This window comes from Candidatus Bathyarchaeota archaeon (assembly GCA_026014465.1).
Classification (GTDB): domain Archaea; phylum Thermoproteota; class Bathyarchaeia; order Bathyarchaeales; family Bathycorpusculaceae; genus JADGNF01.
The window spans coordinates 1,040,488-1,067,096 of the sequence record JAOZID010000010.1 but is presented as its reverse complement, the minus strand read 5'-3'; the positions used below and the strand labels follow the sequence as shown (position 1 = coordinate 1,067,096).

Sequence of the window (26,609 nt, the reverse complement as noted above, 5' to 3'; positions counted from 1 at the left end):
CAAAGCCCTTCTTATTTTTTGTAGGCAGCTTTGAGTTTTGATAGGTACTTTTTTCGTAGTTTGGCTATTTTTGGGTTTATGACAACTTGGCAGTAGGGTGCGTTGGGGTTTGTTTGATAATAGTCTTTGTGGTAGTTTTCGGCGGGGTAAAACTGCTGTAGCGGCTCTACTTTGGTGGTTATGGGTTGATTGTAGACTTTTTGGTTTTCCAGCTCCGCTATGAGTTGCTGGGCGATTTCTTTTTGCTTAGGTGTGTAGTAGAATATGGCTGAGCGGTACTGGGTTCCCACATCAGCGCCCTGCCTGTTTAACGTGGTGGGGTCGTGGGCTGCAAAGAAAACCTCCAAAATCTCCCTAAAACTTGTAACTTCAGGGTCAAAAGTTACCTGTGCAACTTCTGCGTGCCCCGTGCTTCCAGAGCACACCTGCTCATAACTTGGATTCGCCACATAACCCCCAGCGTAACCCGGCTCCACTTTTTCTACACCCTCAATCATGCTAAAAACCGCTTCTAAACACCAAAAACAGCCTCCACCTAAAGTTGCCACCTCAAAACTTGCCTTACCTGTTTCTGATTTGCTCATGCATAAATCCCTCTTATACAACTCTGCCTTAGAACTCTGCTTAATTGTGGGGCTGCGCGTTTAAGTCTGTTTGCCTTCCCTTTTGTGTGGTGGATTTGGCATAAGTCATAAAGCCCTGTTTGTTGCATCGTTAAATGACCTGCTTTGACTGGGAAACGACCCTTTGCCCTTGCTCTTGTTTGCATGATGTTTTTTGTAGTTGCAGGGCTGACTGCATTTTCTTCTCCCTTGACTGTTCAAGCATATTACGGTCAGTACACTCCTGGGATTTACATCCGAAGCGATGGGCAAATTGAGCCCCCTACCGCCCATATTCAATACGTCAACGGCGTGTACAGGTTCACTGGGGATATTTACACGGGTATTGGGGTGGAGAGAAGTGATATAGTGCTTGATGGTCGCGGTTATAGGCTGGTGGGGTACTCTTCAGAAAGTGGCGTACTCTTGGAAAATGTGCATAACGTTACCTTAAGAGACATAAGTTTTGAACGTTTTTTGCGTGGCATAAACCTGATTAATTGCAGCGGGTGCCTTGTGCAAGAAAACAGCTTGGGGAACTGCAGCATCGAACTTAAGCAAAACTCAACGGGTAACCAAGTCCTGCAAAACACGGATGCGGGGGTTATATCCGTAGAGTTTAGCCAAAACAACACCCTAAACGCCAACAGCGCCCGATGCGTCTCGATTCTGTGGTCCCAAAACGTCCAACTCACAAACAACCATCTCTCAAGCCCCACCGCTCCAAACAGCAGCAGCCTGCTCTCGGGTAACTACACCCAAGGCATAGCGGTGGATAACAGCGCAAACTGCACCCTAACCGCAAACACCATAGAACAAAAAGGCTTAGGCATAGACATCTGGCAAAGCACAAACCTCACCTTGACCGCAAACGTGCTGCGTGATAACCTGTGCGGGTTTAGGCTATGGGGAAGCAACCTGGAAACTCACCTTCACAGCATTGATAAGACAAACACCGTAAACGAAAAGCCCGTTTATTTCTTAGTAAACAAGTCAGGCTTCATCGTGACCCATAATGCAGGTTGGGTAGCCGCCATAAACTGCAACGACCTAACCGTGCAAAACTGGAAATCCACCCCCAACTGGGACGGACTGCTTCTTGTCAACACCACTAACGCCAACATAGAAAACTGCGAACTCACAAACAACTTCAACGCCCTGCACTTAGTCAACTCCTCCAACTGCCTCATAACCCACAATACCTTGCAAAACAGCCAAACCGCCCTGCGCCTAGACGATACCACAAACTGCACCCTAACAGAAAACAACTTCCTCGGCAACTACGGCTTGTTTGATTTCTGGAACGGTGCCACAAATAACACGCTGTTTCACAACAATTTCGTGGGCAACTGGTCGGGCAGTTTGCTTTTGGGTTCTTGTAACCGTTGGGATAATGGTGTTGAGGGTAATTACTGGAGCAGCTTCACAGGGGTTGACCTCAACCAAGACGGCATAAGCGATTACCCAAACCAAATCGCCGTGAACTCCAACGAAACCGACCAACACCCCCTCATGGCGCCTTGGGGCAACTCCATAACCAGCCAAGACCTCCCCGCATCTAGCCTGCTTGCCATGCCCCACGAATACCTCAACTACACAATCTACAACCACGACGGAGCCCTCTGGGCAAAAGTTGACGGACTCTACCCCATGCACCACAACCTCCAAAACAGCGAGGACGGTTTGCCCTTGATTTATCCCGTCCCCCCTGGAACCCAAAACATCCAAATCAAAATAGACGGTGCCGAGTTGACGTGGCGCAATTACAACGAGATTGACCCTTCGGCGCGGCATCCCACTGACATTGGGGATTGGGAAATGATTTCCTGCTTGGCTAACCCTGCCCGCAACGATTTTGTGCTGGAAATCCACTATGAACACCCCGTGCAAACAATAAACGGCAGCTACGTATTCCTCTACGACTTAAACATCAGCCCCTACCTCTCCCCAGCAAGCAGCCAATCCAGTGCACACTTCCAAATCCAACTCGACCAACCCTTCCCCTACATCAACGTCTACACCACCGGACTTAACAGCACCTGGCAACCCATAGAATACCAAAACACAACCCTCACCCCCCAGCAGACCCTAACCTTCACCGTTACCTCACATTACAATCAACCCCTCCCCGGCGACATAGCAGCCATCCTATCCAACACCCCCATCCCAGAACTCCAACCTTGGATACTGCTCCCCTTGCTTGCCGCCATTACCGCAGCCGCGTTTTTTGCCAACAGGAAAAAGAGATAGTCTTGCTTGTTTTTGTTGTTTGTACCGTAAACTATATGGAAAGCTGCTGTGCCTCATTTATGCGGTGCAGAAGGCAACTGTATGGCTAAAGACGACAACCCCAAAGCGGTTTACTGGCTTGACAACAGCCTTTACCTAAACATCACCAACAAATGCTCGAATAACTGCTGGTTCTGCTTTAGAAACTTCAAAAAAGGCGTGGGCGGCTTTAACCTTAAACATGCTGCGGAGCCAGCGCTTGAGCAAATCCTATCTGAACTTGAAGGCAACCTTACTGCGCGGCGCTGGACTGAAGTGGTTTTCTGTGGCTTTGGCGAATCCACACAGCGCCTAGATTTGCTGCTTGAGGTTGCGCGGTGGATAAAAAAACGTGCCCCCACGTTGACTTTGCGGTTAGACACTAACGGACACGGCTATGTTCTCAATCCTAACCGCGATGTCGCGGGTGAGCTCAAAGCGGCGGGCATAGACAAAGTAAGCGTCAGCTTAAACGGAAACGACGAAGAAACCTACGCCGAGAACTGCAGACCTGTTTTCAACGGCGGCTTTCAAGCCGTAACCAACTTCGTCAAACAAGCCAAAGCCGCAGGACTCGACGTTGAAGTTTCCGCCATAAGAATGCCCGAAGTCAACCTAAAAAAAGTCAAAACCATCGTAGACTCCTTAGGCGCCTCCTTTAGAATCCGCGACTACATCCCCTGCTTCTCCTAAACCCTTTTTTGGTGCTGGTTTTGTCTGCGCGTTTTTGCTGTTTTCCCTTGAAACTCTTATATATTGCCGAATCAATGCATTGTTGAGTGTCATGGCTGAAGTTTGTACAACCTGCGGACTCCCAAAAGACTTGTGTGTTTGTGGCGAGATAGAAAAAGAACAACAGCGAATTCGTATAAGACTTGAAACCCGAAAGTTCGGCAGACCCACAACCATCGTTGACGGCATAGACGAGAAAACAACCGATTTATCTGAAATAGCTCATAAACTCAAAGGGTACTGCGCATGTGGAGGAACCTCCAAAGACGGCTTAATCATGCTGCAAGGTGACCACCGCGACCGCATCAAACAATACCTAATCAAAATCGGGTACCCCGCCGAAAACATCGAACGCCAATAACTTACCCTAAAAAGGGCGGCTCAAAGTTGAAGTCCCTAAAAGATGTGCACGGCGTTTTCAAACGCATAAAGCACAAAAAACCAACCTACATTTTCTGTCCAAAATGCGCCAGCCCAAAACTAGAGTTGCATCACGCTTTGGATTTGTGGCTAACGCCCCAGCAGTACCTATGCAAAGAATGCGGCTACATGGGACCAGTTTTTATGGAACTTGAAAAAGAAGAAGAAAACGAAAAAGAAACTACCGACTAAATTAGTCAGGCAATTCTAGGTTTAGCTGTTTCTTTAGGGTCTTGTAGCGGTTGCGTACGGTAACTTCGGTAACGCCTGCGGCTTCTGCAATGTCTTTTTGGGTCTTCTTTTCGTTATTTTGCAGGCAGGCAATGTATAGTGCTGCGGCGGCTAAGCCCATGGGGTCTTTTCCTGCGGCGGCGCGTTTGCGTCTTGCGTCTCGTAGGATGGTTATGGCTGCGCCCTGGGTTTTGCCCGAGATGCCTGTGCGTTCAGCGATTTTTGATACGTAGGTTAGCGGGTCAGCAATGGGCATGTGTACTTCGAGTTCGCGCAGTAGCAGCCTGTAACAACGTGCAACGTCTTTTTTATCAACTAAGCTGGCTTCGGCGATTTCACGCAGGGTTCTGGGGGTTCCGCTTCCACGGCAAGCTGCATAAAGCGCGGCGGCGGCGATGGCGGCGATGGATCTGCCTCGAACCAAGCCTTTGTCGAGGGCTTTGCGGTAGATGACGGCTGCTTTTTCTTTGATGGGTGGGGGGATGTAGACTTTGTCTGAGAGGCGGTCGAGTTCTGCCATGGCTTGGGCGAGGTTGCGGTCAATAGATGAGTGGACTCGGGATCGGATTTGCCATTTTCTAAGACGCCACATTTGCAGTCTGGTGGCGAGGGGGAGTTTTCTTCCGAAGGCGTCGCGGTCAACTTGGCTAATGGCTGTGGATAAGCCTTTGTCGTGAACACTATAAGATGTTGGGACACCAACACGGCTTCTGGAAGCTTTTTCTTCTTGCGTAAAAGCACGCCATTCAGGTCCTTTGTCTAGCATCTGCTCGTAGAGGACCAAACCGCAGTCTCCGCACACGGTTTCCCCTGTATCATAATCATGAACAAGATTTTCACTGCCGCATTCAGGGCATTTATCTGCTAAACGCTGATGAACCTTTGGTGCTTCCTTGCTCAACATTTCACACTTCCATTCAATAAACGCAAAACCGACACAAATCTACAAAACCCGCCTACTGGGGGCTTACAAAAATGTACATACGGCCCGCGCATTCTAAGCAAAGGATTAGACGATGTATAAAAGCTTTACGGTTTGAATAGGTGGATTCAGTATCACAACTCGCAGATACCAAATACCAAATATCACCATTTCTTAAAAACCTTCTGAACCAACCCTCACCTTCTCCTCAAACAACTCCTCCTTTTTACAGTGAGAATGCTTATTAGGAAAAACCTGCATCGTTAAATTTCTAGCACCAAAAACCAGCCCGCAGCCCGTTGGTGTAGTGGTCAAGCATAGTGGCCTTTGGAGCCATTGACGAGAGTTCGAATCTCTCACGGGCTACCACCTTTGGTTTTTGCGGTTTGTTTTGCAGAGTTTAGGTGTTGCTGTTTTCTTTGTTTTCTTCTTTGGGTTTGGTGGGTTTGGTTTTGAGGGGGTTGAGGTGTTTGATGATGGGGAGCATGATTTTTGTTGTTAGGTCGCCGAGGGTGTTTTGTACTTGTTTGAGTTCTTGGGAGATGTTGATTTGTTGGGGGCATTTTTGGAGGCAGGCTCCGCAGTTGATGCATAGTGATGCGTCTTCTTTTGCGTGGTTTCCTACGCCCATGAGTAGGACCGCGTATACGCCTCGTGAATAGAGTTTTTGGCCAAACATGCTGTACTGGTTGTAAACGTGAAAGTTTCCTGGGATATTTACGCCGTTGGGGCAGGGCATGCAGTAAGCACATCCTGTGCAGGGTACCTTCATTAGCCGCTTGTAACACTTTGCCACTTTATCTATGGCTGTGAGTTCTTGTGGGCTCAACGAGTTAGGCAAAGCATCCTCACATGCGCTAACGTTTTCTTCAACCTGCTCTTGCGTGCTCATGCCCGACAAAACAACCGTGACCTCAGGATGATTCCAAACCCAACGCAGACCCCACTCAGCAGGCGACCTCCCCTTGCCCGTTTGTGCATAAATTTTTTCAACTTCCTTGGGCACTTTGGTTGCCAAAAACCCGCCCCGCAAAGGCTCCATAATCATAACCGCCAGCTTCTTTGACGCCGCATACTGCAGTCCCTCTTTTCCTGCCTGAAAATTCTCGTCTATGATGTTGTATTGTATTTGGCACATGCTCCAGTCGTCGTTGGCGTCTATGATTTTTTTGAAGGTGGCAGTGGAGTCGTGGAAAGAAAAGCCAGTGTTGACTATTTTGCCTTGTTTTTTGGCTTTCTCCAAAAATTTCAGCACCTCAAATTTTTGCAGTTTGTCCCATGATTTGGCGTTCAAGGCATGGAGCAAGTAGTAGTCGATGTGGTCGGTTTGCAGTTTCTTTAGCTGTGACTCCAAAATTTTAGGCATATCCTCTGGGCGATTCACCATAAAAGAAGACAGCTTGGTTGCAACTTTAACCCGTTCGCGGTAGCCATCACGTAAAGCGTTTCCTAAAATTCTCTCGCTCTCTCCCCGATGATACGGAGCTGCTGTGTCCAAGTAATTAATGCCGCTGTCGATAGCGTAACGAATCAGCTTTACCGCTTTTTCTTCATACACAGTACCCAACCTGCTCTGAGGCAAACGCATAACCCCAAACCCCAAAACAGACAACTTATCCCCATTCTTAGGAACCACCCTAAACTGCAAACAACAACACTCCAACACAACATTACTTGGCAGCGCATAATTGTTTTTCTGCCAGCGAAGATTATATTAGGTGAGACAGTTGAATATGCGTTTATGAAGCCTTGTGTTTTGTATTTTTCACGGACAGGTAACACTAAACGTATGGCACAAGCTATCGCCCAAGCCCTAAATGCGCCGTCGTGCAGTATCGACTCTTGTGACCTTTCGGTTGTAGCCGATTGTGACTTGCTAGTTTTGGGCACGCCCGTGGAGGGTTTTCGCCCCGCCAAAGAAACCTCCGCATTTTTAGAGCAACTACCGCAATCTGACGGGAAAAAAGCGATTCTGTTTTGCACTTACCGTCTGTTTAAAGGCAGTGTATTTAGGAGCTTAGATAAAGCACTTAGAAACAAAGGCTACCTCACCATTTTAACCGTTGCAAAGAAAGGCATGAAACCCGAAGAACCCGCCGACTTTGCCAAAGAAATCCAAGAAATCACAAACAAACTCAGTTAACCCGCTCCTTTGCTCTTTTCCTCTTTGAATTGTAGCTGCGTTTTCTTTTTTGCAGTTGCTTGTGTGTGAAAAATTTTAAATGGGTGTTGCTGCGCTTTTGGGGTGATGTGCTTTGCAGGTAACTGATGGACACGCAAGTAAGGGTGTTTCGTGGCGGCAGCCTGCGGTTTTTGTTGTTGCAACTGTGCTTTGTACGGTTTTGGCTATTTGGGCGGTTGTTGCTGCGCCTGTTGAGAATTCGCCTGTTCCTGGTGTTTCGGGTCTTTACATTGCAGCGGCGGTTTATGTTCCTTTGGCGTTGTGGTTTGGGCTTTGGGGCTGCTTTGCAGGCTATTTGAGCTGCGTGTTTATGGGGCTCTATTTTGGTTACTCTTTGGATTTTGTGCTTGTGTGGTCTTTGGCTGACCTTTTCGAAGGACTAGTCCCCTTGATGGTTTACCGTTCCCTCAAACTCAAGCCCCTGCTGACCCTAAAACGTCCCACCTTAACCTACGGGTTAGCAGCGCTTTTAGCTTTAGATGTGGTGGTCTCCGCAGTTGCCTTAGTGAACTCGATGACCACAGTTTTCATTGCAACCTTCTTTGTAAGCATCGGACTCTTGCTTGCTCAAGCCGCCTTGGAAAACCGCAAAACATGGCTCACATGGCTAATCGTTGGAGTTTTTGCCGCTAGCCTTGTCTCAGGAATCTTTGGAGTAGGCGCCCTCGCTGCATTTGGAAACATACCCCTTAACATATCCCCTACCGTGTTCTTCGGGTGGGTCTTTGGAGACATCATCGTACTAGCAACCATCGGAACAATCCTAACCATCCTTCTAACGCCTTACATAATCAAAACACGCATCTACGTACGCAAATACCTCACCTAAACACACGTTTCTTTAGGTTTGCTCTTGTTTTGCCGCTTGCTCCAAAAGTTGCCGTAGTGCGGGGTCTTGGGTTTGCGCTTCTGATTTGATTTTGAGATGCCGCGCTAACTCGCCCCTACCAGACAGTAACCCTTGCGGGTCAAAGAGTTGTGCGCCCCTGCTAAAACCCACGTTAACATGCTTTAGGTGAGGCACAAACGCCAAAACCCATTCGCCTTCCTTTTTGCTATATCCATACGTAATCATTTTTGCCTTAAAATCCACCCGCTCAAATGCGCCGTGCAAAACCTCCAAAACAAGTTTACGCAGGCACAAAACGTTCTCGCGCGTTTCCCTGCTAAACAACGCCAAAAAAGCATCCAACTCCCTACCCATCCGCATCTCCACGCAAACTTATCCCGCCACGGTTATATCCGCTTTTCTGCCTTTGGCTTTTGGCTGTTTCAGTGTAAAGTAGACCCCCTCCCCCTATGGTTTCTGCATAGAATTAAAATTTGGAACCTAATAGGCTGCTGATAGGTTGGTGCTGTGGGGGTTGGGTTGATGCAAACTGTTAAATGTGGTTGGGTTGCTGGTTTTACGTATGAAGGGTTATTTGGCTTTTCAAAGTGAGGAGCACATGGTTTTGTTTACGGATTTGTATGAGTTGACTATGTGTGCTAGTTATTTTGATAATGGCCAGTTTGAGCCTGCGACGTTTGATTTGTTTGTTAGGCGGTTGCCGCCGCATCGGAACTTTTTTTTGTTTGCGGGTTTGGAGCAGGTGCTGCAGTATCTGGAGGGCATACATTTTACTGAGGAGCATCTGACTTACCTGCGAAAGCAAGGTTTTGGCGAGGCGTTTTTGGAGTACCTGCGCGATTTCAAGTTTACGGGGGAGGTTTGGGCGGTTCCCGAAGGCACTGTGGTTTTTCCTAATGAGCCGCTCATACGCGTCACCGCTCCAATTATTGAAGCTCAGCTTATCGAAACTTTCCTGTTAAACACGGTCAACTTGCAGACGATGATAGCCACCAAAGCCGCGCACATCGTGCAAGCTGCAAACGGTAAAACAGTGGTCGAGTTTGGGTTGCGCAGAGAACACGGCATAGACGCAGGCATGAAAGTCGCCCGAAGCAGCTACCTCGCAGGCGCCAGCGGAACCTCCAACGTGCTTGCGGGTTTAGCGTACGGCATCCCCATTTTCGGAACCATGGCACACTCTTTTGTCATGTCGTATGAAAAAGAAATTGATGCTTTTCGCGCTTTTGCCAAAACCTTCCCAGGCAAATCTACGCTTCTTATTGATACGTATGATGATTTGGCGGGTGCCCAAAAAGCCGTAACCGTAGCCAAGGAGCTTGAGGCATCGGGGCATAAGCTTGGTGGCGTGCGTTTAGACAGTGGCGACTTAGCTTTGATTAGCAAGAAAGTCCGCAGCATGCTTGACGAGAACGGCTTAGAATACGTGAAAGTGTTTGCAAGTGGCGACTTGGACGAATACAAACTCACCAAGCTACAAGAGGAAAACGCGCAAATCGACGCGTTTGGCGTAGGCACAAAACTTGGAACCTCCGCCGACTACCCCTACATCGATGTCATCTACAAACTAGCCGAAACCATAGGCGCAGACGGCGTGGCTTCTCCGATTATGAAGCTTAGCGAAGGCAAAATCACGCTTCCCGCTAAAAAACAGGTCTACCGCTTCTGCGACTCCAACGGCTGCTACGAAAAAGACTACATCGCTCTAGATAGTGAAGAAATGGGCGGCGAGCCCTTGCTTAGGCGGGTTATGCAAGACGGCAAAATCTGTTACGCCCTGCCCAGCTTGGATCAGATACGCACAGCTGCGGCGGAAAACATCCAAAAACTTCCAGCTAAACACAAAAAACTCGCCAACGCCACGCCGTACCCCGTGGAGCTAACCCATGCTCTAACTGAGCTCATACAGGATTTGGAGCAGAAACTGCGGAAAACCCAAATTGATACGTAGTGGTTGGGCGTTAGATGTTGGCAAACACTTAAAAGTGTTTTTTGGAAAGGATATTTGCTGTCCATAAAGGGCGGATATTATGCAGAATTGTCCAGCTATAGTCGCTGTTGGTAGAACCAGCTTTGGGGAACATTATGGCAAAAAGCCAGAGAGGCTAATTGAGGAAGCTTGGCTTGCCGCGTCTAGAGAATGCGGTGTTGAACGCCGTGAACTTGAAGCTTGCTACCTGTCCGACTGTTTTCTCCCAATTACTAACAAACTCGGATTAGAAGAAGGCTTCCTGTCCGAGCTTACTGAGCTTCATGTTCCTATGGAAATCACGCGCTCGGTTAGCGCTGCGTTGTTGACGGCTATATACGCCATACGCGCGGGTATCCATGACACTGTCCTGGTGGGTGGCATCGAGAAGATGACTGACCGCTGGGACAAAATCCGCGACGACCTCATGCTCCTAGAAGACCCCTGGAGCTACTACGCAGGCTGCACACCCGAAGCCAACCACGAACTCATGCTACGCGCCTACATCAAAAAATACAACATCAAAGGCAACGACCTAAACACACTAAACACTGCCCTTGCCCAAATCGCCGTCAAAAACCACTTCCACGCAACCAAAAACCCCTACGCCCAATACCAACGAAACATCACCCTAGACCAAGTTTTGGGTGCTCGCAAAGCCGCTCGCAGAGCCCTTGGACTCTTGGATTTTGCTCCTGTATCCGACGGCGCCTCCGCACTTATTTTGACCAGCCAAGAAAAAGCCAAACAACTAACTGACAAGCCCGTGTACGTTTTGGGCGCAGCTTCCGCAACTGATTATTTGAATTATCCGACAAGGGAGGATTTGACGCGGTTTGTGGCGACAAAGCTTGCCATGGAAAAAGCCCTAAAGATGTCGGGTGTTAGTCGTGAAGAGATTGATTTGCTGCAGTTGTATGACCAGTCGACGGTGACGGAGATGGTTTCTTTGGAGGATTTGGGTTTTTGCAAGGAAGGAACGGCTTGGAAGAGCATTTACAGTAGCTGTGAGGATTATCAGGGGTACTATGAGGTTGAGGGTAGGAAGCTTTTTACTAACCTTAACGGCGGCTTGAAGGCTGATGGTAACCCGCGGGGAGCAACTGGCGGCGCCCAGATTTTTGAAATCTGCAAGCAACTGCTTGGAGAAGCAGGTGCACGTCAAGCCCCAAGCGATGCGGAACTCCGTTACGGATGCTCGCTAGAGCTGGAGGGCTTTGGCACAAAAGGTCACGTTTGCATTTTAGGGAGAAAACAACAATGAGCAGCGAACCCATCGAACGCAGAGTCTCCTACCTAGGCGATAGACTCCGAGCCAGCCGATGCCAAATATGCGGCAAAGAATACTTTGACGTACGCGACTACTGCGGCGACTGCGGCAGAAAAAGCTACGAAAAAATGGACGCCGTAGACCTCTTCTACGACAAAGGCACCCTAGAACTGTGCACCCTAGTCACCGAACCCACTAACAAATTCACCAAACTCGGCAGCTACGTCTACGGCATAGTCGCCTTCCACAACGGCAAAATCCGCGTCCCCTGCCGACTCACCGACCAAATCATCAAAAAAGGCGAAACCATAGACTTCTCCTCCCTAGAAGGACGCGAAGTCGTCCCGCGTTTTCGCCGACGCTACTCCGTAACCAAAAAAGAAGTCATCCCCACCATCTCCTTAGCCTTCACGTTAGCCGACGAATACTATCCCCACCGCGAATACGTCGTAAACGCCAAAAACAAAGAATACGAGTTTCCCGGCATTGTGGGTTATGGCGTGTACACGTCTCGTTTTAGGATTCGTGAGGGTGGTATGGAGCGTGCGGTGCCGTTTGTTGATGAAGACGCTGTGACTGCGGCGGTGGAGGCGGGAAAATCCGCTTTGATTCACTGCGGCATCGACAGCTCACAGGTAGGCAAGGTCTACGTGGGGTCAGAGTCCAACCCGTACGCCGTAAAACCTATCGCCTCCAAGGTCGCTCAGGTGCTAAAGCTTGGTGAAGAAGACGGCGATTTGCAAAGCGTGGACGCTGTGGACACAGAGTTCGCCTGCAAAGCCGCAACCAGCATGTTCAAAGACGCCGCAGCCCTTGTAAATTACCCGCGTTCAAACGTCAAATACGCCATGGTCATAGGCGCCGACAACAGCCAAGCTGCGCCGCGAGGATGCCCCGGTGGAGAGCTGGATTTGTTTGTGGGTTATGGCGGAGCTGCATTCATCTTTGGCAAGCACGATGTCATCGCCGAAATTGAAGGCTGGTACTCGTGCACTTCAGATACGCCTGATTTTTGGCGCCGCGACGGCGAAGCATTCCCCATGCACGGAGGCAGATTCACCGGCGACCCCGCATACTTCAAACACGTACGCAAAGCCGCATCCAAACTTATGGAGCAAAAAAACCTCCAAGCCAGCGACTTGGACTACTTCGTGCCCCACCAACCTAACCCCGCGTTCCCCGTGAAAGTCGCCAAGGAGCTGGGCTTTAAAGAGGAACAGTACGGCTGCGCGTTGCAGGTTAACAAGTTCGGAAACACCTACTCAGGTTGCTCTCCTGTCGGATTAGCCGCAGTGCTTGACATAGCCAAACCCGACGCCCACATCCTAGTTGCCAGCTACGGCTCAGGCGCAGGAAGCGACGCCTACTTGCTGCGAACAACCCGCCAACTGCTCGAGAAACGCAAACAACAAAAACTAACCGTCAAATACCAAACCGACAACCCCTTCGCCGAATACGTCGACTACACAACATACCGCCGCCTAAAAAGCGGCATGTAACAAACACTTATTAAATCGGTCTTAAATTTGACTATATTCGGAGCCTAAGCGATTGTTTGTTACTGACATACTTGCGGTACTCTACAAGCCCCATAAAGCTTTCAAGAAGATAGTGGAGAACCCGCGTTATTTTGGTCCTATTGTGATTGTTATATTGTTTGTTGCTTTGCAGACGAGTTTTTGGAACACGCATTATTCTAAGCAGAATTTTGAGGTAACTTATCCCACTGGGACTCAGCTTGGCTCTTGGACACAAAACACTACTTTGTGGACAACAGTTCCCGCGGCTGCATCTGTGAACAGCAACTTGGCGGATTTCATAAACGCCACCAACTATGGCAACAGCAGTTTGCAAATTGCCCTCTCCGACAGTAGTAGCCTCGCGGCGACCTTGGATTTCAACGGCACCGCTAACTGTAGCTCCGATGGGTTCCCGAATATGTCCATGCGTATAAAGCAGGCTTCGCCTCAAGCATCTCCAAACAGTGTCATGCTGTATTTGTACTCCGATAACTCCTCCGCCGACTACTTTGCCCAAGACATAACCTCGTATTTCACCAGCATAGACACTGAAGTTTGGAATAACCTCACTTTAGCCGTTGGACCCGACGTGCAAGGCTGGTCAACCACGGGCAATGCACAGTGGGGAAGCCTCACCGACCTAAAACTTGAATTCACCTACCCCACCAGTTCAGACATAACCCTGCGTTTTGACGCCATGTTCTTCCGCGGGCTTTCTGACACCGTGATAAGCGCAAGCGGCACTGACTTCTACATATTCTTCGTCCAAAACGCCCTGCTACAAATCCTTATCCAATGGCTCTTAACCTCAGCGCTTTTCTACTTCCTAATCAAAGCCTTCAAAGGCGTAACAACCTGGAAGCCCCTGATGATAGCCATAGGCTTTGCCCTAATCGTTGTCTGCATACAAGCCGCAATAACAACCGTCGCAGCTACAACCCTCCCCGACGTATACTTCCCAATCGAAGCTCAAGCCCTAGTCCCTGGCGAAGACCAACCCGCAGGCGTAATGGCTTACCAATCTGCCCTTGAAGGATTCCTAACCCTCTACTACGTCATCCAAATAGCCGCACTAGCATGGCTCGCAGGATTAGGAACCATAATCGTACACGCACTAACAGAACTCACATGGCGAAACTGCGCACTCGTCTCCGTTCTAGCCTACACCATATCCTTCTTCGTACTACCCTACATCTACCTGCTCCTAAACATCATCGCCATCTAACCCCCCTTCCTTTCGCCTTTTTTCTTTTAGGCAGATTCAACAGGTTCACCAAGGCGGGTTTTGTTGCATTTGCAGTGTAAGCGTTTTTAAGCAGAATATGCCTTATTTTTAAATGGGTGGTTGGGTGAAGCAAAAGCGGCTTGTGGCGTTGCTTTTAGTAGCCATAATTGCTGGTGGCTTACCCCTAAGTATTCTATGTTGTGCGGCGCAGGTTACCAAGCCGTCGGTTCCAGAATTCACCTTGCGTTTTTTGGATTCACCGTTTGATGCGCCGCCAGTTTATGGTGTTGACCCTGAGACAGGTCAATCAGTAGTTCTTGAAGAAGGGTATCACGTCAAAAAAGGCATTGAACTAACAATTAAGAACCATAAATATGCTCCTGTAGATACTGCTTATGGACCGACCCGATTGTATTACAACTTCCATGTCAAAGACTATCACCCGCAAAATAACACCAAATACGAAGACTGGCGGGTTCTATACAACCCCGAAGATATGCTCCCGCCGTCAGATTCAGAAAACACTACCCTGCTTTTTTATTTGGTGGACAAAGACCGCTACTACTACGATGGATACTCGCCTGCGCAGTTTATTGTTCCTGAGGGCGGGCAGTTGGATGTTCAGGTGCAAGCATACTTGGGGTGTGTGCATCGTGAACTGAACCAGAACTGGACTGGGGAGAGTATCTTTGATTTGTATCCTTATGTTTTCAGTGGGGAAACAAGCGGCTGGAGCAGCACCCAAACCCTAAAAATACTCCAATCTTTGCCCTCAGAATCATCCACGGCAACTCCAACCATAACAACCCCGTCTTCTCCATTGGGCTCTTCAAGTCCCACTTCAACGCCAACTTTGCCCTCGCCAGAATTTCCAGCTTGGGCACTCATCACGGTTATCTTACTGTTGGCATTAGCTGTGTTAACTGGAGCAATAATACTTAGAAAAAACCAAAGCCGCTATTAATTCTGCAATTCATAGTCTTTTTAGTTGAGTTGCCGATGTAAGTAATCTTTATATGATTGGAGGGCTTTTTTTGCACGTAATATCCTCTCGACAGAACCTTATGTTCTAAGATGACAAAATTGATGGAGAGAACACGTTTGGAAATTAAAGATTTGCAAGATGGAATGAAAAGAGTCGAAGTTGAAGCAACAGTTGTTATGAAAAATCCCCCCCGTCAAGTCCAATCCCGCTACAAGGACGAAACCTACACGGTGGCAGATGTCATCGTTGAAGACACCAGCGGTACCATCAAACTAACCCTGTGGAACGAACAAATCGACCAAGTCCAAGAAGGCGACAAAATCAAAATAGAAAACGGTTACATAACCAGCTTCAAAGGCGAAATCCAACTCAACGTTGGAAAATACGGCAAACTAACCGTCCTCTAAACCCCACAAACCCGCAAACCGCCAACACGGCGGCTACTTATTTTATCCACCAACCAACAGCAGCAAAGCCCCCAAACCGCACCTTAACGCCTGCTGCCAACAAAACACAGCTTACCTTATGCGCAAGAAATCCGCTTTACTTGTGAAATCCAAAAAAAGAAGAAAAGGTGTGGGGGGTTGTTTTAGAGGGTTTTTAGGTTTTGCATGAATGCGTCGAGGTTTACGTTGCTGTAGCCTTGCTGGTTTGATAGTTTTTGTTTGGCTGGGGGGCGGTTTTTGTAGAATGGTATTCTTTGGCTGTAGCGTTCTTGGAAGGTGGGTTCGAGTTCGTTTTGGTAGAAGACACCTATGGGTATGCGGTCGCCCCATTCTTGGGCTTTTTGTAGGGCAGCAACTTTTTTGTCAAAGTCTTCTTCCCAGTTGTTGACTTTGGGTTTGAAGTCTTCTTCGTCGAGTTTGTAGAGTCTGCTCTGCGGCTTGCCCTGCTCGTCTTTGCGGTCTTCTCCTGTGTACCATGCTTTGGTGTAGATGTTGTTGTAGGTGGGACAGGGCTGGAGGCATTCAACAAACGCTAAGCCCTTGTGCTGCATTGCCTGCTTTATCATATCCCGCAGATGCCTCACATCATAAGCGTAGGAACGCGCCACAAAAGAGTAACCCGAAATCAAAGCTAACCCTACAGGGTTTACAGGCTCATTGATGTTGGGTTTTGGCAAAGACTTTGTCTGCAACTTGCGCTGCAACGTGGGGGAGGCTTGTCCTTTGGTTAATCCGTAGACGCCGTTGTTGTGGATGATGTAGGTCATGTCCAAGTTGCGACGCCCCGCGTTAACAAAGTGTCCTGCGCCTATGCCCAAGCCGTCGCCATCGCCGCCTATCGCGACCACGTTTAGGTTGGGGTTGGCTGCTTTGATTCCTAACGCAAATGGTAGGGTGCGTCCGTGCAGGGTGTGGACTCCAAAGCATTTGACGTTATGGGCTTCTTTGCCTGAGCATCCTATGCCTGAAACCAATACGATTTGGTGGGGTTCTAACCCTAAATCTGCAAACGCCATCTGTAGCCCGTTCATGATTCCAAAGTCGCCGCATCCTGGGCACCAGTCAGCGTAGACGTCGGTTTTGAAAGCTGAAGGTTTAAGAACCAAACATAAGCACCTGCCTTTCTTTTGCTTTATCGGACAAAACTAGTTTGATTGCCTCGTAGACTTCAGTGGTGGTCATGGGTCTGCCCGTGTACTTAAGAACGTGATAGTTAGGCGCAATTCCCGTGTGCTGCTTAATTACTTCGCCTATCTGCCCGCAATAGTTGTGCTCCACATCAATTATGCGTTTTTTGCCTGACAGCGCCTTTTGAATCTCCGCTTTTGGCAAGGGATTAATTAGGCGTACCTGCATCAGCCCCGCCTTAAAGCCTTCTTCCTTGAGCATCTGCAAAGCTTCAATTATGGCACCCTTGGGTGAGCCCCAACTAACCACCATATTCTCCGCATCCACATCACCAAACAACTTTACTTTATCCTCCAAAGGCACTTCCTTAACAACTAAATCCAGTTTCTTCATTCTTTTCTCTACCATCTTTTTGCGGTTAAACGGTTCCTCGCTAATGTGTCCCACCTCGTTGTGTTCGTCTCCCGCGTACCAGTGCAGCCCGTTCTTGGTGCCCAACGTTGCCCGCGGTGAAATTCCCGACTCCGTGAACTCGAAACGTTTGTACTCTTTGCCCTCCAGGTCTTTCTCGCCAACTAGCGCGCCGCGGTCAATCTTGAATTTGCCGTAATCAAAGACAGGGTAGGTTTGGCTGCAGTTTGCCATGGCTTTGTCAAGCAAGTGTATGACGGGCATTTGGTATTTCTCGGCGAGGTTGAAGACTTTGGCGGCGTCGTAGAAGCACTCTTGAATATCGCCTGAAGCTAAGATTATGCGAGCGAATTCGCCGTGACCCGCGTGCAATGCAAACTGCATATCCGCTTGGCCATGCCGTGTAGGCAACCCCGTTGCAGGTGCGCCCCGTTGATAACAAGTCAGCACTACTGGTACTTCACATTGACCCGCCCAGCTAAGACCCTCCGCCATCAAAGACAAGCCTGGTCCAGAAGTGGACGTTGCCGCTCGCGCACCCGCCAAGCAAGCCCCCGACGCAGAATTAATCGCCGCAATCTCATCCTCAGTTTGAATAACTATGATGGCTTCGTCTTCGCCGCTGGTCTTCAAAATCTCATTCGCCTCCAAATATTCGCTTTCATCCGCTGCAGGCGTAATCGGGTAGTAAGTTTGAACTCGGCATCCGCCCAAAACTTTGCCCATGGCTACGGCTTGGTTGCCTGTTAAGAAAAGCCTCTGCTGCGTATCGCCTGTTTTTTGCAGTTTATGGTTGAATTTTGGCAGGTTCTTCTCTGCGTAGTCGTATGCGTGGTTTAGGGCGGTTATGTTCATTTTAGCGATTTTTTCTTTATGTGAAAACGTTGCCTGCACTGCCCGCTCCACTAACTCTTTGTCGTAGTTCAAAAGCGCAAATGATATGCCGATGGTGAGGACGTTTATCATGCGGGTGATTTTGCTTATCTGCTCGATGCCCAGTTTTTCGCCGATCTGATTAAGAAGTTCCAAGTAGGGTACTGCGAAGGTTTGGATGTTTTTTTGTTTGGCGTGGTTTAGGAAGTCGTTTATGGTTTCTCCGATGCCGTTTTGTTGCATGTACTTTTGGAGTTCGGCTTTGAATTCTGGGGGCAACGTTTGGATATCTAAAGCTTTGGTGCTGAGCGTTTGGGAATCAACTATAACACCGCCTTCTGGCACAACCTCTTCGATGTGCCTAACCACGGTTTCTGCGTCAAACGCCGCAAGCAAATCCACCGCATCAACATTTGCCAGCAACTCCTCATCTGACATTCGCAAATGAAAATAGCTATGCAACCCCTTAATGTTGCTGTGATATTCTCTTCTTCCAAAAACATACAATCCGCCATAGCCACAGGCTCTGCCAAAAATATTCGCGGCAGTATCCACACCACTACCCTGCGGACCACCAGCCATCCAATTCATACTTTTCTTCATACCTTTACCTCATCAAATAATGCATCAACTTTTTTCTGCGAAAACGCGGTTTTTATCCGCCGCCTGTTGCTCTGCCATACCCTGTACAGCAGTCACAACCAGACGTTTCGCCACAATACGGACAAGCACATTTGCAGTCGTCAATAGGATTGCCGCACCGTTCACAACAAGGAAGCTCCTCTTTACTTGACAACAACACGCCTCCACCCTAACAGGTACGTAGCCAAAAGAATTAAGCTTTCGGATTAGACCCTACATCGTCAGTTGTTTGCCGTTTTGCCAAGTTCGCCTTGTTGGGGTTACCGCAAAAATAATAAGTTGTGGCTGCGGATAGGGAACAGAAGGTGCCTTTGATGCCTCAGTTTACTGTAAATTCTTCTCGGCTTGACCCTTACAAGAACTTCAAGTTCCGCGTGAAATGGGATGGACGTTACGTCGCGGGCGTTTCAAAAATGAGTTCGCTGCGTCGCGTCACAGAAGTTATAACGCACAGGGAAGGTGGCGACCCTAGCATTGAGCATAAATCGCCTGGTAGAACCTGCTATGACCCCATTGTTTTGGAGCGGGGCGTGACGCATGATGTAGAGTTTGAGCAGTGGGCAAACAAGGTCTGGAATTTTGGTGCAGGCTTGGGAAACGAGGTGGCTTTGAAGGATTTTCGCAAAGACTTGGTAATTGAGTTATACAACGAAGCAGGGCAGCTTGCCATCGCGTACCGGGTTTACCGCTGCTGGGTTTCAGAGTATCAGGCACTGCCCGAGTTAGATGCAAATGCAAACGCCATCGCCATCCAGACCATAAGAATCGAAAACGAAGGCTGGGAACGCGACACCGCAGTTACCGAACCCACCGAGAAATCCCAAACAGGCAAATAAGCACGAAAGGATGACCCGCTGTGCCCAGCCGACCCAACCTTGTAAAAGGCGCCTTGGTCTCTGTAGCCGCCAACGCTAAATCCTTCGCTAAAAATGACCCTGTTTTTGTTTTCCAGTACAACCCCCAAACACTCACTCGTACCTTGTCTAATCTGGACCAAGATGAACCTAAAGTTGCCCCCAAAACCCAAAGTCTTTGTGAGCTTGTTTATCTGGTACTCGAACTTGACGCCGCTGACCAGCTTGAGCATCCAAACCAAAACCCCATAGCAGTCGAAAACGGTTTACACCCCGCCCTCTCTGCCCTCGAATCTGTCCTCAAACCTTCAACAGCCAAAGAACCCCAAGTAACCCTGTTTTTCTGGGGACCTAAACGGGTTTTGCCCGTGTGCCTAGTCGACGTAACCGTTGTCGAGGAAGCTTTTGACCCCCAACTCAAACCTATCCGAGCAACCATAGATCTATGCCTGCGCATACTGGATTTAACCGAGTTAAAAACGGGCTCCATAGGCTACAAACTCTACCAAAACCACCTGCAACTCAAAAACAACCTCTCCACCCTATACCAGCAATCACTAAACACAAACCCTGCCGCGCTATTCGCCCAAGCCAGCGCCACAAACCGCAAAGCAACCCTAAAAACCTCCCCCGCCAAACCCCTCACAACAAAAGTCGTCAAAGCCGTAACGCGGGTTTCAACCCAAAAGAAACCATCCCTTCCTCCTAGAATAAACAGAAAATAGCAAGGAAACCAAAAGAAGGGGTGTACCGCTATTTTTTGGGTGTTTGTTGGGTCATGGTTTTTATGAATTGTTTGATGTCGTCTTGGCTGCCGTAGACGACGAGTTGTTTGGTGTTTTCTTCGCGGAATTGCAGTTTGTTCTCCGTTGCGAGCTGTTCTAGCTTCTCTAGGGGTATTTCGGCGATGGCTTCTACGCGTACCCATTTTTGGTCTCGAGGGACGCCCGTGACGAAACGGTTGTCTTTTCTGGGTTCTATAATTGTTGTTGCGCATGCGTCGCAGTTTGCTACTTCAAGTTTTCTTAGCCACGAATCAATTTTTTCGCCATCCCACGTTTTGCCTGCCTCCGTTACCAAATACGCTTCCACACTGCTTAGGTACTCGTCAATTTTCACGGGAACCTCGCCGCGGGTGTTTTGGCTTGCTTCCACAACATTCATGAGGCTTCTTGCCGAACGCAAATTATTGATGATGTTTTCGGGGATTGTGACGTTTTTGTGTTGGAGCTCAACGAGCAGGTCTTCAAGAATTTGAGAGGTAGCCTTTTGGCGCATCACGATGCATTCACCACTACTACAGCTTAACCGTCTGGTTCATTAATAAAGATGCCCAAGAGCCCAAGCTGTTTCCATGAATTCCCTGCTTGCTGCTATAGTTTTTGCGTTTTTAGCAGACGCTTAATGGTCTGGATGAACTCGTCAAGAATCCTATACGTCAAGCCCCACACCACGTTTTCCCCCAAAACAAACGCGCAAACCTCACGCGCCCCCACACAAGCAGTACCCCTGCTCTCTTCAAGTCGCCCACAGGACGCCCAAACAAACGTTTCCAGCTCGCCACGGCTCAACTTCACCTGCGGCTCGCCCTTCACCAAAAAAACAAACGGTAAAACCCACATATCAGGTCGCCGCTCAGAACAAACCACCGAACAAACCCCAAGCAGTCTACCGCCGCGCAGGTCGATGCCTGTTTCCTCAAACGTCTCACGCACCACCGTCTCTAGCAAATCTGCATCGTTGAGGTCTCGTTTTCCACCTGGAAGCGCCATGTGCCCCGACCAAGGGTCGTGGGGGTTTTGGACGCGTTTTACCAGCAAGAATTCAAGGTCTTCTTTGGTGGGTTTGATCATGAGTGCTACGGCTGCGCTTGCGTCTTGATTACCCGCGAAAGGCTTGAGCACCTTGGACAGTTCCTCTACTACTTGGGCGTTAAGCACAACTGTTTCCCCTGCTTTGGCTTTTAGCGCTTTTAGAGCGCCTCGATACCCCGTTCAGGTTGGTTGATGAACAAGGCTTATGGGATGATTTTAACGGTTTCTTTTTTGAAGCTCAGCCAGACTTGTTGTCCTGTTTGGAAACTGCTCTCCAGAAAAGCGCTTTTAGTCATCAATGTCTGGAGCGTCAACTTTGCCTCAACTGTCAACGCAACAAAACTGCCCTGATCAATACAGTCAACTATCTCTCCCGCCAAAACGTTGCGTTCCTCATCGGCGACGACAGGCTCTATGTGCACGGCGATGTCTTCAGGTCTAACCGCAACAAAACCCGCCCCCTCACCTGCGGAACCAGCAGTTTTCACCTCTACCCCTTCCACTTCAACCACCCCTTGGGCGCGGTTTTTCAAGTTTGCTTTGAAGACGTTTTCGTACCCCAAGAACTTGGCGGAAAATTCACTGTTAGGTTTTGCGAAGACTTCATGCATTTTGCCCGTCTGAACCAACGTGCCCTGCCGCATTATGCCTACGCTCTCGCCCAAGCTGAAGCCTTCGATTTGGCTGTGGGTCACATGCAGTATAGTTTTGCCTGTTTGGTGGATACGTTTTAGTTCAGCGCGCAAGTCACGGGCAGCTTCCGCATCCAACGCCGAGAGCGGCTCATCAAGCAAAATCGTCTCAGAATCAATAGCCAACACCCGCGCCAATGCTACTTTTTGTTTTTCGCCCCCACTTAGACCCGAAGGATACCGCTGCGCCAAATACTCAATGCCCGTGGCTTCCAAAACCTCCCGTACTTTACGCTTACGCACCGATTCCTCGATACGCTGCATTTTCAAGCCAAACTCTACGTTCTGAGCGACTTTCATGTGGGGAAAGAGCATGCTGTTTTGGGCAACGTAGCCAATTCTTCTTTTCTCAGGCGGCAATGTGGTTATGTCGGTGTTGTTGAGGAGGATTTTGCCGTGGTCGGGTCTGTGGAAGCCCATGATGGTTTCAAGCAGCAGCGTTTTGCCTGAGCCTGTGGGTCCAAGCAGTATGAAGTACTCATCGTCCTGCACATTTAAGCTGATGTCTTGCAGCCTAAACCCCTGCCACGTCTTCGAAATACCTTGCAGTTTCAACCCCATCTTTGTTTGCCTCCTTTTACCTCCATACCTTGGTCGGTTTTGCAACCAACGCTCTAAACACTATCAGAATCACGATGCTAAGCAGAATCAGCAAGCCGTTAATTGGCAACGCCGCCGCCAACCCCTGCCCCACATACACATCGTAGAGGTATACTGGCGCTGTGCGTGGGAAATACGCAATCAAAACCACTGCGCCAAACTCGCTAACAGCCCGTGCCCACGTAAGCAAACACCCAGTCAACACGCCACGCAAAGCCAAAGGCAAGGTTACATGCGCGAAAACTTGGAATTTAGATGCGCCCAAGCTTCTGCCGCCCTTCTCCATAGCAGGGTCAACCGACAAAAACGCTTCCTGTGCACTGCGAACCATAAACGGCGCACTCACAAACGCCATAGCAATTACAATCCCCCAAGCGGTGTCCACAAAACCTATGCCCAAGCCTTTTAGGATGTCGCCAAACGGGTAAGCTGGACCAAGGATGGTGAGCAATGCGATGCCTGCGGTGTTGTGGGGAATCAAAATCGGAATGTCAATTAATGCGTCTAGGATGCGTTTGCCAAAAAAGTTGTGGCGCACAAACAGGTAGGCGAAGGGCACGCCCAGAAACAGCATGAGCGCGGTTGCTGTAAAGGCGCAGTAGAAGCTGGTCCATATTGCGCTTAGGGTGCGGGGGTCAGTTATGGCGTCTGTTAAGCCTGGGGCGGAGCTGGCTATGGAACCTAAGATGGGCACAACCAAAAACAAAACCAGCAGGGAACCTAAAACAAACGAGACCGCAATGAACGGGGAGTTTTGTCGTAGCCAAACCATACTGGGCGCATCCGCGAGGCAGTTAATTGTTTCAAATAAAAGGAGAGGATGCTTTAAAAGCGCATCATCCTTCGGGAACAACTATGTGTTTTAGGCTTTCAGGAACCGCGTTTAGGTTGTCGGTGTAGCAGGGTGCAAATATTGGGTGTTGGTCTTGTGCAAAATCTGTTCTGCCTTGTCCGTCTAAGAGGAACTCTATGAATTCTTCGGCTAGGTCTTGGTTGGGGGCGTTTTTGGGTATGGTTAAGCCGTAGTAGATTACTTCGCTGCTGCGGTCAAGCGAGACGGTGGAGTATCTTTGGTGGCGGTAGACGAGCTGGATTTTTTCGTAGGTGTCTTGGAATTGGGGTGCGCCTAAGTTGATTTCGTCTGGGAGTTCGATGTATTCGAAGCCGTACTGGATGGCGTTGCTAAGATACAAGAAGCAGTAGTCGGCGTAGCATGTTTGAAGCAGCCCAATTAGGTCAACTTCGCTGGAGCGCAAAAACAGCTTGTCTGTTTTGGGTTCTTGCACTTCGGGGATGATGATTGTTTGGTTTTCTCCGTTGGGCACCGAGTTGATAGGAGGTTCCATGTTGGCGGTTATGAGGTCATGAAACAGCGTTGGGGAGTTGTAGTAGTCTTGTGCGAGTTGAACCGCGCTCAAAGTGCGGTAACCCATGGCGGCTAGTTGGGGGTTGGCAAATCCGATTTGAACTTCAGGGCGCATTAGGATTTCGTACCAGTTTGACTCGTTGATTTCGTTTGCTCCTCGGCTGCTGTCAAGGTACGCGAGAACTAACTCGTTGGTTGCGAAGCGTACATAATAGTCTGCGTAGCTCTCGTCCGTGCCTGGAATAGTGGCTTGGTACATCATATTAGGTATTAGCGAGTAATCCGCAGCTAACAACACGTCAATGTCGTGGTGCATCTCGGTTACGTGCCGAATTACCTGTATGGTGCCGTGTCCTTCAACTTGTACGTCCACGTTTGGGTGCGCGGCTTCAAAGCTTTCCTCCACATGCGCCAGCGGGTACATGAGGCTGGTTGCGCAATAAACCGTCAACACACGTTTAGGCTCGTTACCCGAAAAGTTGCTTGAAATAAAAAAGTAGGTGGCGGAGAGAAGAACCACCGCGAAGACTACAGCAAATACAGCGTATTTTTGTTTCATCTTCATTCAGGTTCCATCTTTTTCTCCATGCTATGCTCCGAGTTAGATGACTTCGACTCTGACAGCCATCTTTGCCCACATGAAGCCAGGGGTAAGCAAGTCTTCAGGGCCAAGAATCGCAGTTCTCAGTGGACCTAAATCAGAGGGTATGCTAGTTCCGTTGCAGTTGTATGCGACAATCATTGTCAGGTCTTCGGTTGCGGTTGTAGCTTCGCCTTCTTGGGTGTAAACGTCTACTTCGCCGTTGACTTCTGCGTAAGTGTATTCTGTAACGTAGTCGTCAGAGGAAATGACTTTGACGGTGTTGGATTCTGTTACTCCGCCTACCAAATCACATAGGGTCAAGATGGGGACGCCAATGTAGGTTCCGATGTAGTTGATTTTTCCTTGTCTGCCCATGGTTCCGCCGTTTGCATTGTAAGATTCCAAAGCTACGATGTCTGCGGGGTACAAGGTAACTTCAGTTCCGTTTGAGCCGACAACTGTTAGGGTTATGGTGCGGTCGAAGGGTAAGATTTGGATTTGTGCTACGCCTTTGATGTTTTCTTTGCGGGAAAGGTCAGAGCCTGTGAGGGTTAAGGGCCAGTAGTCGCCTGTAAGGGGAGCGCCGTCTGCGGTGTTTGCTACGAGTATGTTTGTGTTGCCTTCTACGAAGGTGTCGTTGAATGCTTTGGCGTATCCGTCAGACGCGATGACTTTGACGACGTATCCGTCATCTAAAGTGCTGCTTTCTACTACGCCGCTCGTCTGTGCCCAGTCAACTATGGCGTATAAGGGGGCGCCTGCAAGTACGCTGCCGTCAGCGTTCGTGTAAGTTGCGCTGCCTAAGCTTACTTGGGCTTCAAAAGTTGCACGCAGCATATCCACCGCGGTCGTTCCGCTCACTACCAAAGTGTAATCTTGGGAGGGTGATGCAGAAGGCGTTGGTGTGGGAGTTGGGGTGGCAGAGGGGGAAGCTGATGGCGAAGCTGTCATTGAGGGTGCGGGAGTTGATGCGGTGGGGTTGTCTAGGACTACTTCGATTTCGATGATGTTGCCGACCCTGTCTGATTGTGTAACGTCTGGGCCGACGAGTCTTAGAGGCCAGTAGGGGTCAGGGAGTGGTTCGCCGTTTAGTTCTCCAGCGATGATGATGTTGTCATTCATTTTTACTTGTGAGTCGTCGATTGTTGCAAAGTATCCGTCGCCTGCGATGAGTTTTACGCTGTAGCCTTCGTCTAGGGTGGCGTTGGATATTCCGCCGTTGTAGTTGTACCATGATACCCATCTCCAAAGGGCTGTGCCCGTCCAGATGTTTCCGTTATCGTCAGTGTAATCCAATGGGAAGTGGTTGATTTCAGCGGTCCACGCTTGACGGTCCATGTTGAGGGGTTCAGAGTCTTCCTCAAAAACGGTAACTACCCAATCGGCTATGTTGGCGGTGATTTTTAGCTCGACAGTCATTTTGGTCCAGAAGTGGCCTTCAGTGAGTAATCCTTCAGGGCCTACAACGCCGATGCGTATTGGTCCTCTTTCTTCGTCGAAGGGTTCATCGTTGAAGAGGTAGTTTGCTGTCATGACCATGGGTTGGGTGGCTTCTGCTTCGCTTCCGTTTGTGGCGTAATATGTGGTGAAGCCTTCGCCTTGGACTTGTTCGTAAGTGTAAACCATGGAGTATCCGTCGGCGGCGGTTACTGTTAGGGTTTGTTCACTTGTCATTCCACCGACTAAATCGCAGAGCACAGGTACTGGTACGCCCGTGTATGTTCCGACAGCTTGAATCATGCCGCCGCTGCTTTTGTAACCTGAAGGTCCTGTGTAGGTTTCAAGTTCAGCAATGTCGTTTTCATCAAGAACTACCTGCTCGCCAGTGGCGCCTATAACAGTTAAAGTCATTTCAGGAAGAGTAACTGCTGGGCTTGCACTAGGACTAGGAGAAGGCGAATCAGACGGCTCCAAAAGGTTAGGCGCTTGCCATATGGCTATAGCTGAAACACCAATTACAATTATCGCTAAGACTGCTATTACCTGCATTTTAACTGCAGCTTTTTTTCCAGAATTCATTTCAT

The 26,609-nt window shown here is 49.1% G+C and carries 27 protein-coding genes and 1 tRNA gene; 15 read left to right on the top strand and 13 right to left on the bottom strand.

What is annotated here, in order from left to right:
- Positions 1-11: 11 nt before the first annotated feature.
- A complete protein-coding gene (gene msrA, locus NWF04_07595) occupies positions 12-584 on the bottom strand; it encodes a peptide-methionine (S)-S-oxide reductase MsrA (protein ID MCW4006440.1) in 573 nt (190 codons plus the stop codon).
- A gap of 144 nt (positions 585-728) precedes the next feature.
- Here msrA and NWF04_07590 point away from each other — a divergent pair, with 144 nt between their 5' ends.
- The 4 genes from NWF04_07590 to NWF04_07575 all read left to right on the top strand — a co-directional run bounded on the left by NWF04_07590 (position 729) and on the right by NWF04_07575 (position 4,214).
- Positions 729-2,852, top strand: coding sequence for a right-handed parallel beta-helix repeat-containing protein (locus NWF04_07590; GenBank protein ID MCW4006439.1), 2,124 nt, complete (start codon positions 729-731; stop codon positions 2,850-2,852).
- An 81-nt stretch (positions 2,853-2,933) separates the two neighbouring features.
- A complete protein-coding gene (locus NWF04_07585; protein ID MCW4006438.1) occupies positions 2,934-3,563 on the top strand; it encodes a TatD family nuclease-associated radical SAM protein in 630 nt (209 codons plus the stop codon).
- Between the two features lie 91 nt (positions 3,564-3,654).
- A complete protein-coding gene (locus NWF04_07580; GenBank protein MCW4006437.1) occupies positions 3,655-3,963 on the top strand; it encodes a translation initiation factor in 309 nt (102 codons plus the stop codon).
- A 26-nt stretch (positions 3,964-3,989) separates the two neighbouring features.
- Positions 3,990-4,214: a hypothetical protein gene (locus NWF04_07575; protein MCW4006436.1), complete on the top strand. Its 225-nt coding sequence runs from the start codon at positions 3,990-3,992 to the stop codon at positions 4,212-4,214.
- 1 nt (position 4,215) lies between these two features.
- Here NWF04_07575 and NWF04_07570 read toward each other — a convergent pair whose 3' ends face one another.
- Positions 4,216-5,157 carry a transcription initiation factor IIB gene (locus tag NWF04_07570; protein MCW4006435.1) on the bottom strand — a complete coding sequence of 314 codons (942 nt, stop codon included), beginning with the start codon at positions 5,155-5,157 and terminating at the stop codon, positions 4,216-4,218.
- Positions 5,158-5,468: 311 nt separating this feature from the next.
- Here NWF04_07570 and NWF04_07565 point away from each other — a divergent pair.
- Positions 5,469-5,544 (top strand) — tRNA-Gln (locus tag NWF04_07565).
- A gap of 31 nt (positions 5,545-5,575) precedes the next feature.
- On the opposite strand, the gene NWF04_07560 is transcribed toward NWF04_07565, so the two are convergent.
- A complete protein-coding gene (locus tag NWF04_07560) occupies positions 5,576-6,823 on the bottom strand; it encodes an aldo/keto reductase (GenBank protein MCW4006434.1) in 1,248 nt (415 codons plus the stop codon).
- Positions 6,824-6,916: 93 nt separating this feature from the next.
- Between NWF04_07560 and NWF04_07555 the strand changes: the two genes are divergently transcribed.
- Together NWF04_07555 and NWF04_07550 are read left to right on the top strand one after the other, a co-directional pair.
- Positions 6,917-7,318: a hypothetical protein gene (locus tag NWF04_07555; protein ID MCW4006433.1), complete on the top strand. Its 402-nt coding sequence runs from the start codon at positions 6,917-6,919 to the stop codon at positions 7,316-7,318.
- Between the two features lie 112 nt (positions 7,319-7,430).
- A complete protein-coding gene (locus tag NWF04_07550) occupies positions 7,431-8,186 on the top strand; it encodes a hypothetical protein (GenBank protein ID MCW4006432.1) in 756 nt (251 codons plus the stop codon).
- Positions 8,187-8,198: 12 nt separating this feature from the next.
- Here the strand turns inward: NWF04_07550 and NWF04_07545 are convergent, their stop codons facing one another.
- Positions 8,199-8,561: a DUF1801 domain-containing protein gene (locus NWF04_07545; GenBank protein MCW4006431.1), complete on the bottom strand. Its 363-nt coding sequence runs from the start codon at positions 8,559-8,561 to the stop codon at positions 8,199-8,201.
- A 208-nt stretch (positions 8,562-8,769) separates the two neighbouring features.
- Between NWF04_07545 and NWF04_07540 the strand changes: the two genes are divergently transcribed.
- The 6 genes from NWF04_07540 to NWF04_07515 all read left to right on the top strand — a co-directional run bounded on the left by NWF04_07540 (position 8,770) and on the right by NWF04_07515 (position 15,583).
- The gene (locus NWF04_07540) at positions 8,770-10,158 is read left to right on the top strand and encodes a nicotinate phosphoribosyltransferase (GenBank protein MCW4006430.1); all 1,389 of its coding nucleotides are present in this window, start codon (positions 8,770-8,772) and stop codon (positions 10,156-10,158) included.
- Between the two features lie 79 nt (positions 10,159-10,237).
- Positions 10,238-11,440 (top strand): hypothetical protein, encoded by a 1,203-nt coding sequence (locus tag NWF04_07535; GenBank protein MCW4006429.1) that lies wholly within the window; start codon positions 10,238-10,240, stop codon positions 11,438-11,440.
- The gene (locus NWF04_07530; protein MCW4006428.1) at positions 11,437-12,945 is read left to right on the top strand and encodes a hydroxymethylglutaryl-CoA synthase; all 1,509 of its coding nucleotides are present in this window, start codon (positions 11,437-11,439) and stop codon (positions 12,943-12,945) included. The genes NWF04_07535 and NWF04_07530 overlap by 4 nt, the downstream gene beginning before the upstream one ends.
- Before the next feature lie 52 nt (positions 12,946-12,997).
- The gene (locus NWF04_07525) at positions 12,998-14,191 is read left to right on the top strand and encodes a hypothetical protein (protein MCW4006427.1); all 1,194 of its coding nucleotides are present in this window, start codon (positions 12,998-13,000) and stop codon (positions 14,189-14,191) included.
- A gap of 124 nt (positions 14,192-14,315) precedes the next feature.
- Positions 14,316-15,155, top strand: coding sequence for a hypothetical protein (locus NWF04_07520; GenBank protein ID MCW4006426.1), 840 nt, complete (start codon positions 14,316-14,318; stop codon positions 15,153-15,155).
- 137 nt (positions 15,156-15,292) lie between these two features.
- A complete protein-coding gene (locus NWF04_07515; protein MCW4006425.1) occupies positions 15,293-15,583 on the top strand; it encodes an OB-fold nucleic acid binding domain-containing protein in 291 nt (96 codons plus the stop codon).
- Positions 15,584-15,765: 182 nt separating this feature from the next.
- Here the strand turns inward: NWF04_07515 and NWF04_07510 are convergent, their stop codons facing one another.
- From NWF04_07510 to NWF04_07500, 3 genes are read right to left on the bottom strand one after another with little or no spacing between them, the layout of a single operon-like run.
- Positions 15,766-16,728, bottom strand: a complete 963-nt coding sequence (locus NWF04_07510; protein MCW4006424.1) for a 2-oxoacid:ferredoxin oxidoreductase subunit beta — start codon at positions 16,726-16,728, stop codon at positions 15,766-15,768.
- Entirely contained in the window at positions 16,718-18,637 is a 1,920-nt protein-coding gene (locus tag NWF04_07505) for a 2-oxoacid:ferredoxin oxidoreductase subunit alpha (GenBank protein MCW4006423.1), read from the bottom strand. Before NWF04_07505 ends, NWF04_07510 begins: the two co-directional genes overlap by 11 nt.
- 52 nt (positions 18,638-18,689) lie before the next feature.
- Positions 18,690-18,830: a hypothetical protein gene (locus NWF04_07500; protein MCW4006422.1), complete on the bottom strand. Its 141-nt coding sequence runs from the start codon at positions 18,828-18,830 to the stop codon at positions 18,690-18,692.
- A 160-nt stretch (positions 18,831-18,990) separates the two neighbouring features.
- Between NWF04_07500 and NWF04_07495 the strand changes: the two genes are divergently transcribed.
- Positions 18,991-19,512: a phage tail protein gene (locus NWF04_07495; GenBank protein MCW4006421.1), complete on the top strand. Its 522-nt coding sequence runs from the start codon at positions 18,991-18,993 to the stop codon at positions 19,510-19,512.
- A gap of 20 nt (positions 19,513-19,532) precedes the next feature.
- Positions 19,533-20,255, top strand: coding sequence for a hypothetical protein (locus NWF04_07490; protein MCW4006420.1), 723 nt, complete (start codon positions 19,533-19,535; stop codon positions 20,253-20,255).
- Between the two features lie 28 nt (positions 20,256-20,283).
- Here the strand turns inward: NWF04_07490 and NWF04_07485 are convergent, their stop codons facing one another.
- The 6 genes from NWF04_07485 to NWF04_07460 form a co-directional block, all read right to left on the bottom strand.
- Positions 20,284-20,808 (bottom strand): DUF2096 domain-containing protein, encoded by a 525-nt coding sequence (locus tag NWF04_07485; protein ID MCW4006419.1) that lies wholly within the window; start codon positions 20,806-20,808, stop codon positions 20,284-20,286.
- Between the two features lie 95 nt (positions 20,809-20,903).
- Positions 20,904-21,470 carry a CoA pyrophosphatase gene (locus NWF04_07480; GenBank protein ID MCW4006418.1) on the bottom strand — a complete coding sequence of 189 codons (567 nt, stop codon included), beginning with the start codon at positions 21,468-21,470 and terminating at the stop codon, positions 20,904-20,906.
- A gap of 77 nt (positions 21,471-21,547) precedes the next feature.
- A complete protein-coding gene (locus tag NWF04_07475) occupies positions 21,548-22,597 on the bottom strand; it encodes an ABC transporter ATP-binding protein (protein MCW4006417.1) in 1,050 nt (349 codons plus the stop codon).
- 16 nt (positions 22,598-22,613) lie between these two features.
- A complete protein-coding gene (locus NWF04_07470; GenBank protein ID MCW4006416.1) occupies positions 22,614-23,408 on the bottom strand; it encodes an ABC transporter permease in 795 nt (264 codons plus the stop codon).
- A gap of 64 nt (positions 23,409-23,472) precedes the next feature.
- On the bottom strand, positions 23,473-24,567 hold the full coding sequence (gene wtpA, locus NWF04_07465) for a tungstate ABC transporter substrate-binding protein WtpA (GenBank protein MCW4006415.1): 1,095 nt from the start codon (positions 24,565-24,567) through the stop codon (positions 23,473-23,475).
- A gap of 36 nt (positions 24,568-24,603) precedes the next feature.
- The gene (locus tag NWF04_07460) at positions 24,604-26,604 is read right to left on the bottom strand and encodes a hypothetical protein (protein ID MCW4006414.1); all 2,001 of its coding nucleotides are present in this window, start codon (positions 26,602-26,604) and stop codon (positions 24,604-24,606) included.
- Positions 26,605-26,609 lie beyond the last annotated feature (5 nt).

Coding starts and splice junctions, on each gene's coding strand:
- msrA (MCW4006440.1), bottom strand. CDS start 584: ATGAGCAAATCAGAAACAGGTAAGGCAAGTTTTGAGGTGGCAACTTTA.
- NWF04_07585 (MCW4006438.1), top strand. CDS start 2,934: ATGGCTAAAGACGACAACCCCAAAGCGGTTTACTGGCTTGACAACAGC.
- NWF04_07580 (MCW4006437.1), top strand. CDS start 3,655: ATGGCTGAAGTTTGTACAACCTGCGGACTCCCAAAAGACTTGTGTGTT.
- NWF04_07570 (MCW4006435.1), bottom strand. CDS start 5,157: ATGTTGAGCAAGGAAGCACCAAAGGTTCATCAGCGTTTAGCAGATAAA.
- NWF04_07555 (MCW4006433.1), top strand. CDS start 6,917: ATGAAGCCTTGTGTTTTGTATTTTTCACGGACAGGTAACACTAAACGT.
- NWF04_07545 (MCW4006431.1), bottom strand. CDS start 8,561: ATGGGTAGGGAGTTGGATGCTTTTTTGGCGTTGTTTAGCAGGGAAACG.
- NWF04_07540 (MCW4006430.1), top strand. CDS start 8,770: ATGAAGGGTTATTTGGCTTTTCAAAGTGAGGAGCACATGGTTTTGTTT.
- NWF04_07535 (MCW4006429.1), top strand. CDS start 10,238: ATGCAGAATTGTCCAGCTATAGTCGCTGTTGGTAGAACCAGCTTTGGG.
- NWF04_07530 (MCW4006428.1), top strand. CDS start 11,437: ATGAGCAGCGAACCCATCGAACGCAGAGTCTCCTACCTAGGCGATAGA.
- NWF04_07505 (MCW4006423.1), bottom strand. CDS start 18,637: ATGAAGAAAAGTATGAATTGGATGGCTGGTGGTCCGCAGGGTAGTGGT.
- NWF04_07495 (MCW4006421.1), top strand. CDS start 18,991: ATGCCTCAGTTTACTGTAAATTCTTCTCGGCTTGACCCTTACAAGAAC.
- NWF04_07485 (MCW4006419.1), bottom strand. CDS start 20,808: ATGCGCCAAAAGGCTACCTCTCAAATTCTTGAAGACCTGCTCGTTGAG.
- NWF04_07475 (MCW4006417.1), bottom strand. CDS start 22,597: ATGGGGTTGAAACTGCAAGGTATTTCGAAGACGTGGCAGGGGTTTAGG.
- NWF04_07470 (MCW4006416.1), bottom strand. CDS start 23,408: ATGGTTTGGCTACGACAAAACTCCCCGTTCATTGCGGTCTCGTTTGTT.
- wtpA (MCW4006415.1), bottom strand. CDS start 24,567: ATGAAGATGAAACAAAAATACGCTGTATTTGCTGTAGTCTTCGCGGTG.
- NWF04_07460 (MCW4006414.1), bottom strand. CDS start 26,604: ATGAATTCTGGAAAAAAAGCTGCAGTTAAAATGCAGGTAATAGCAGTC.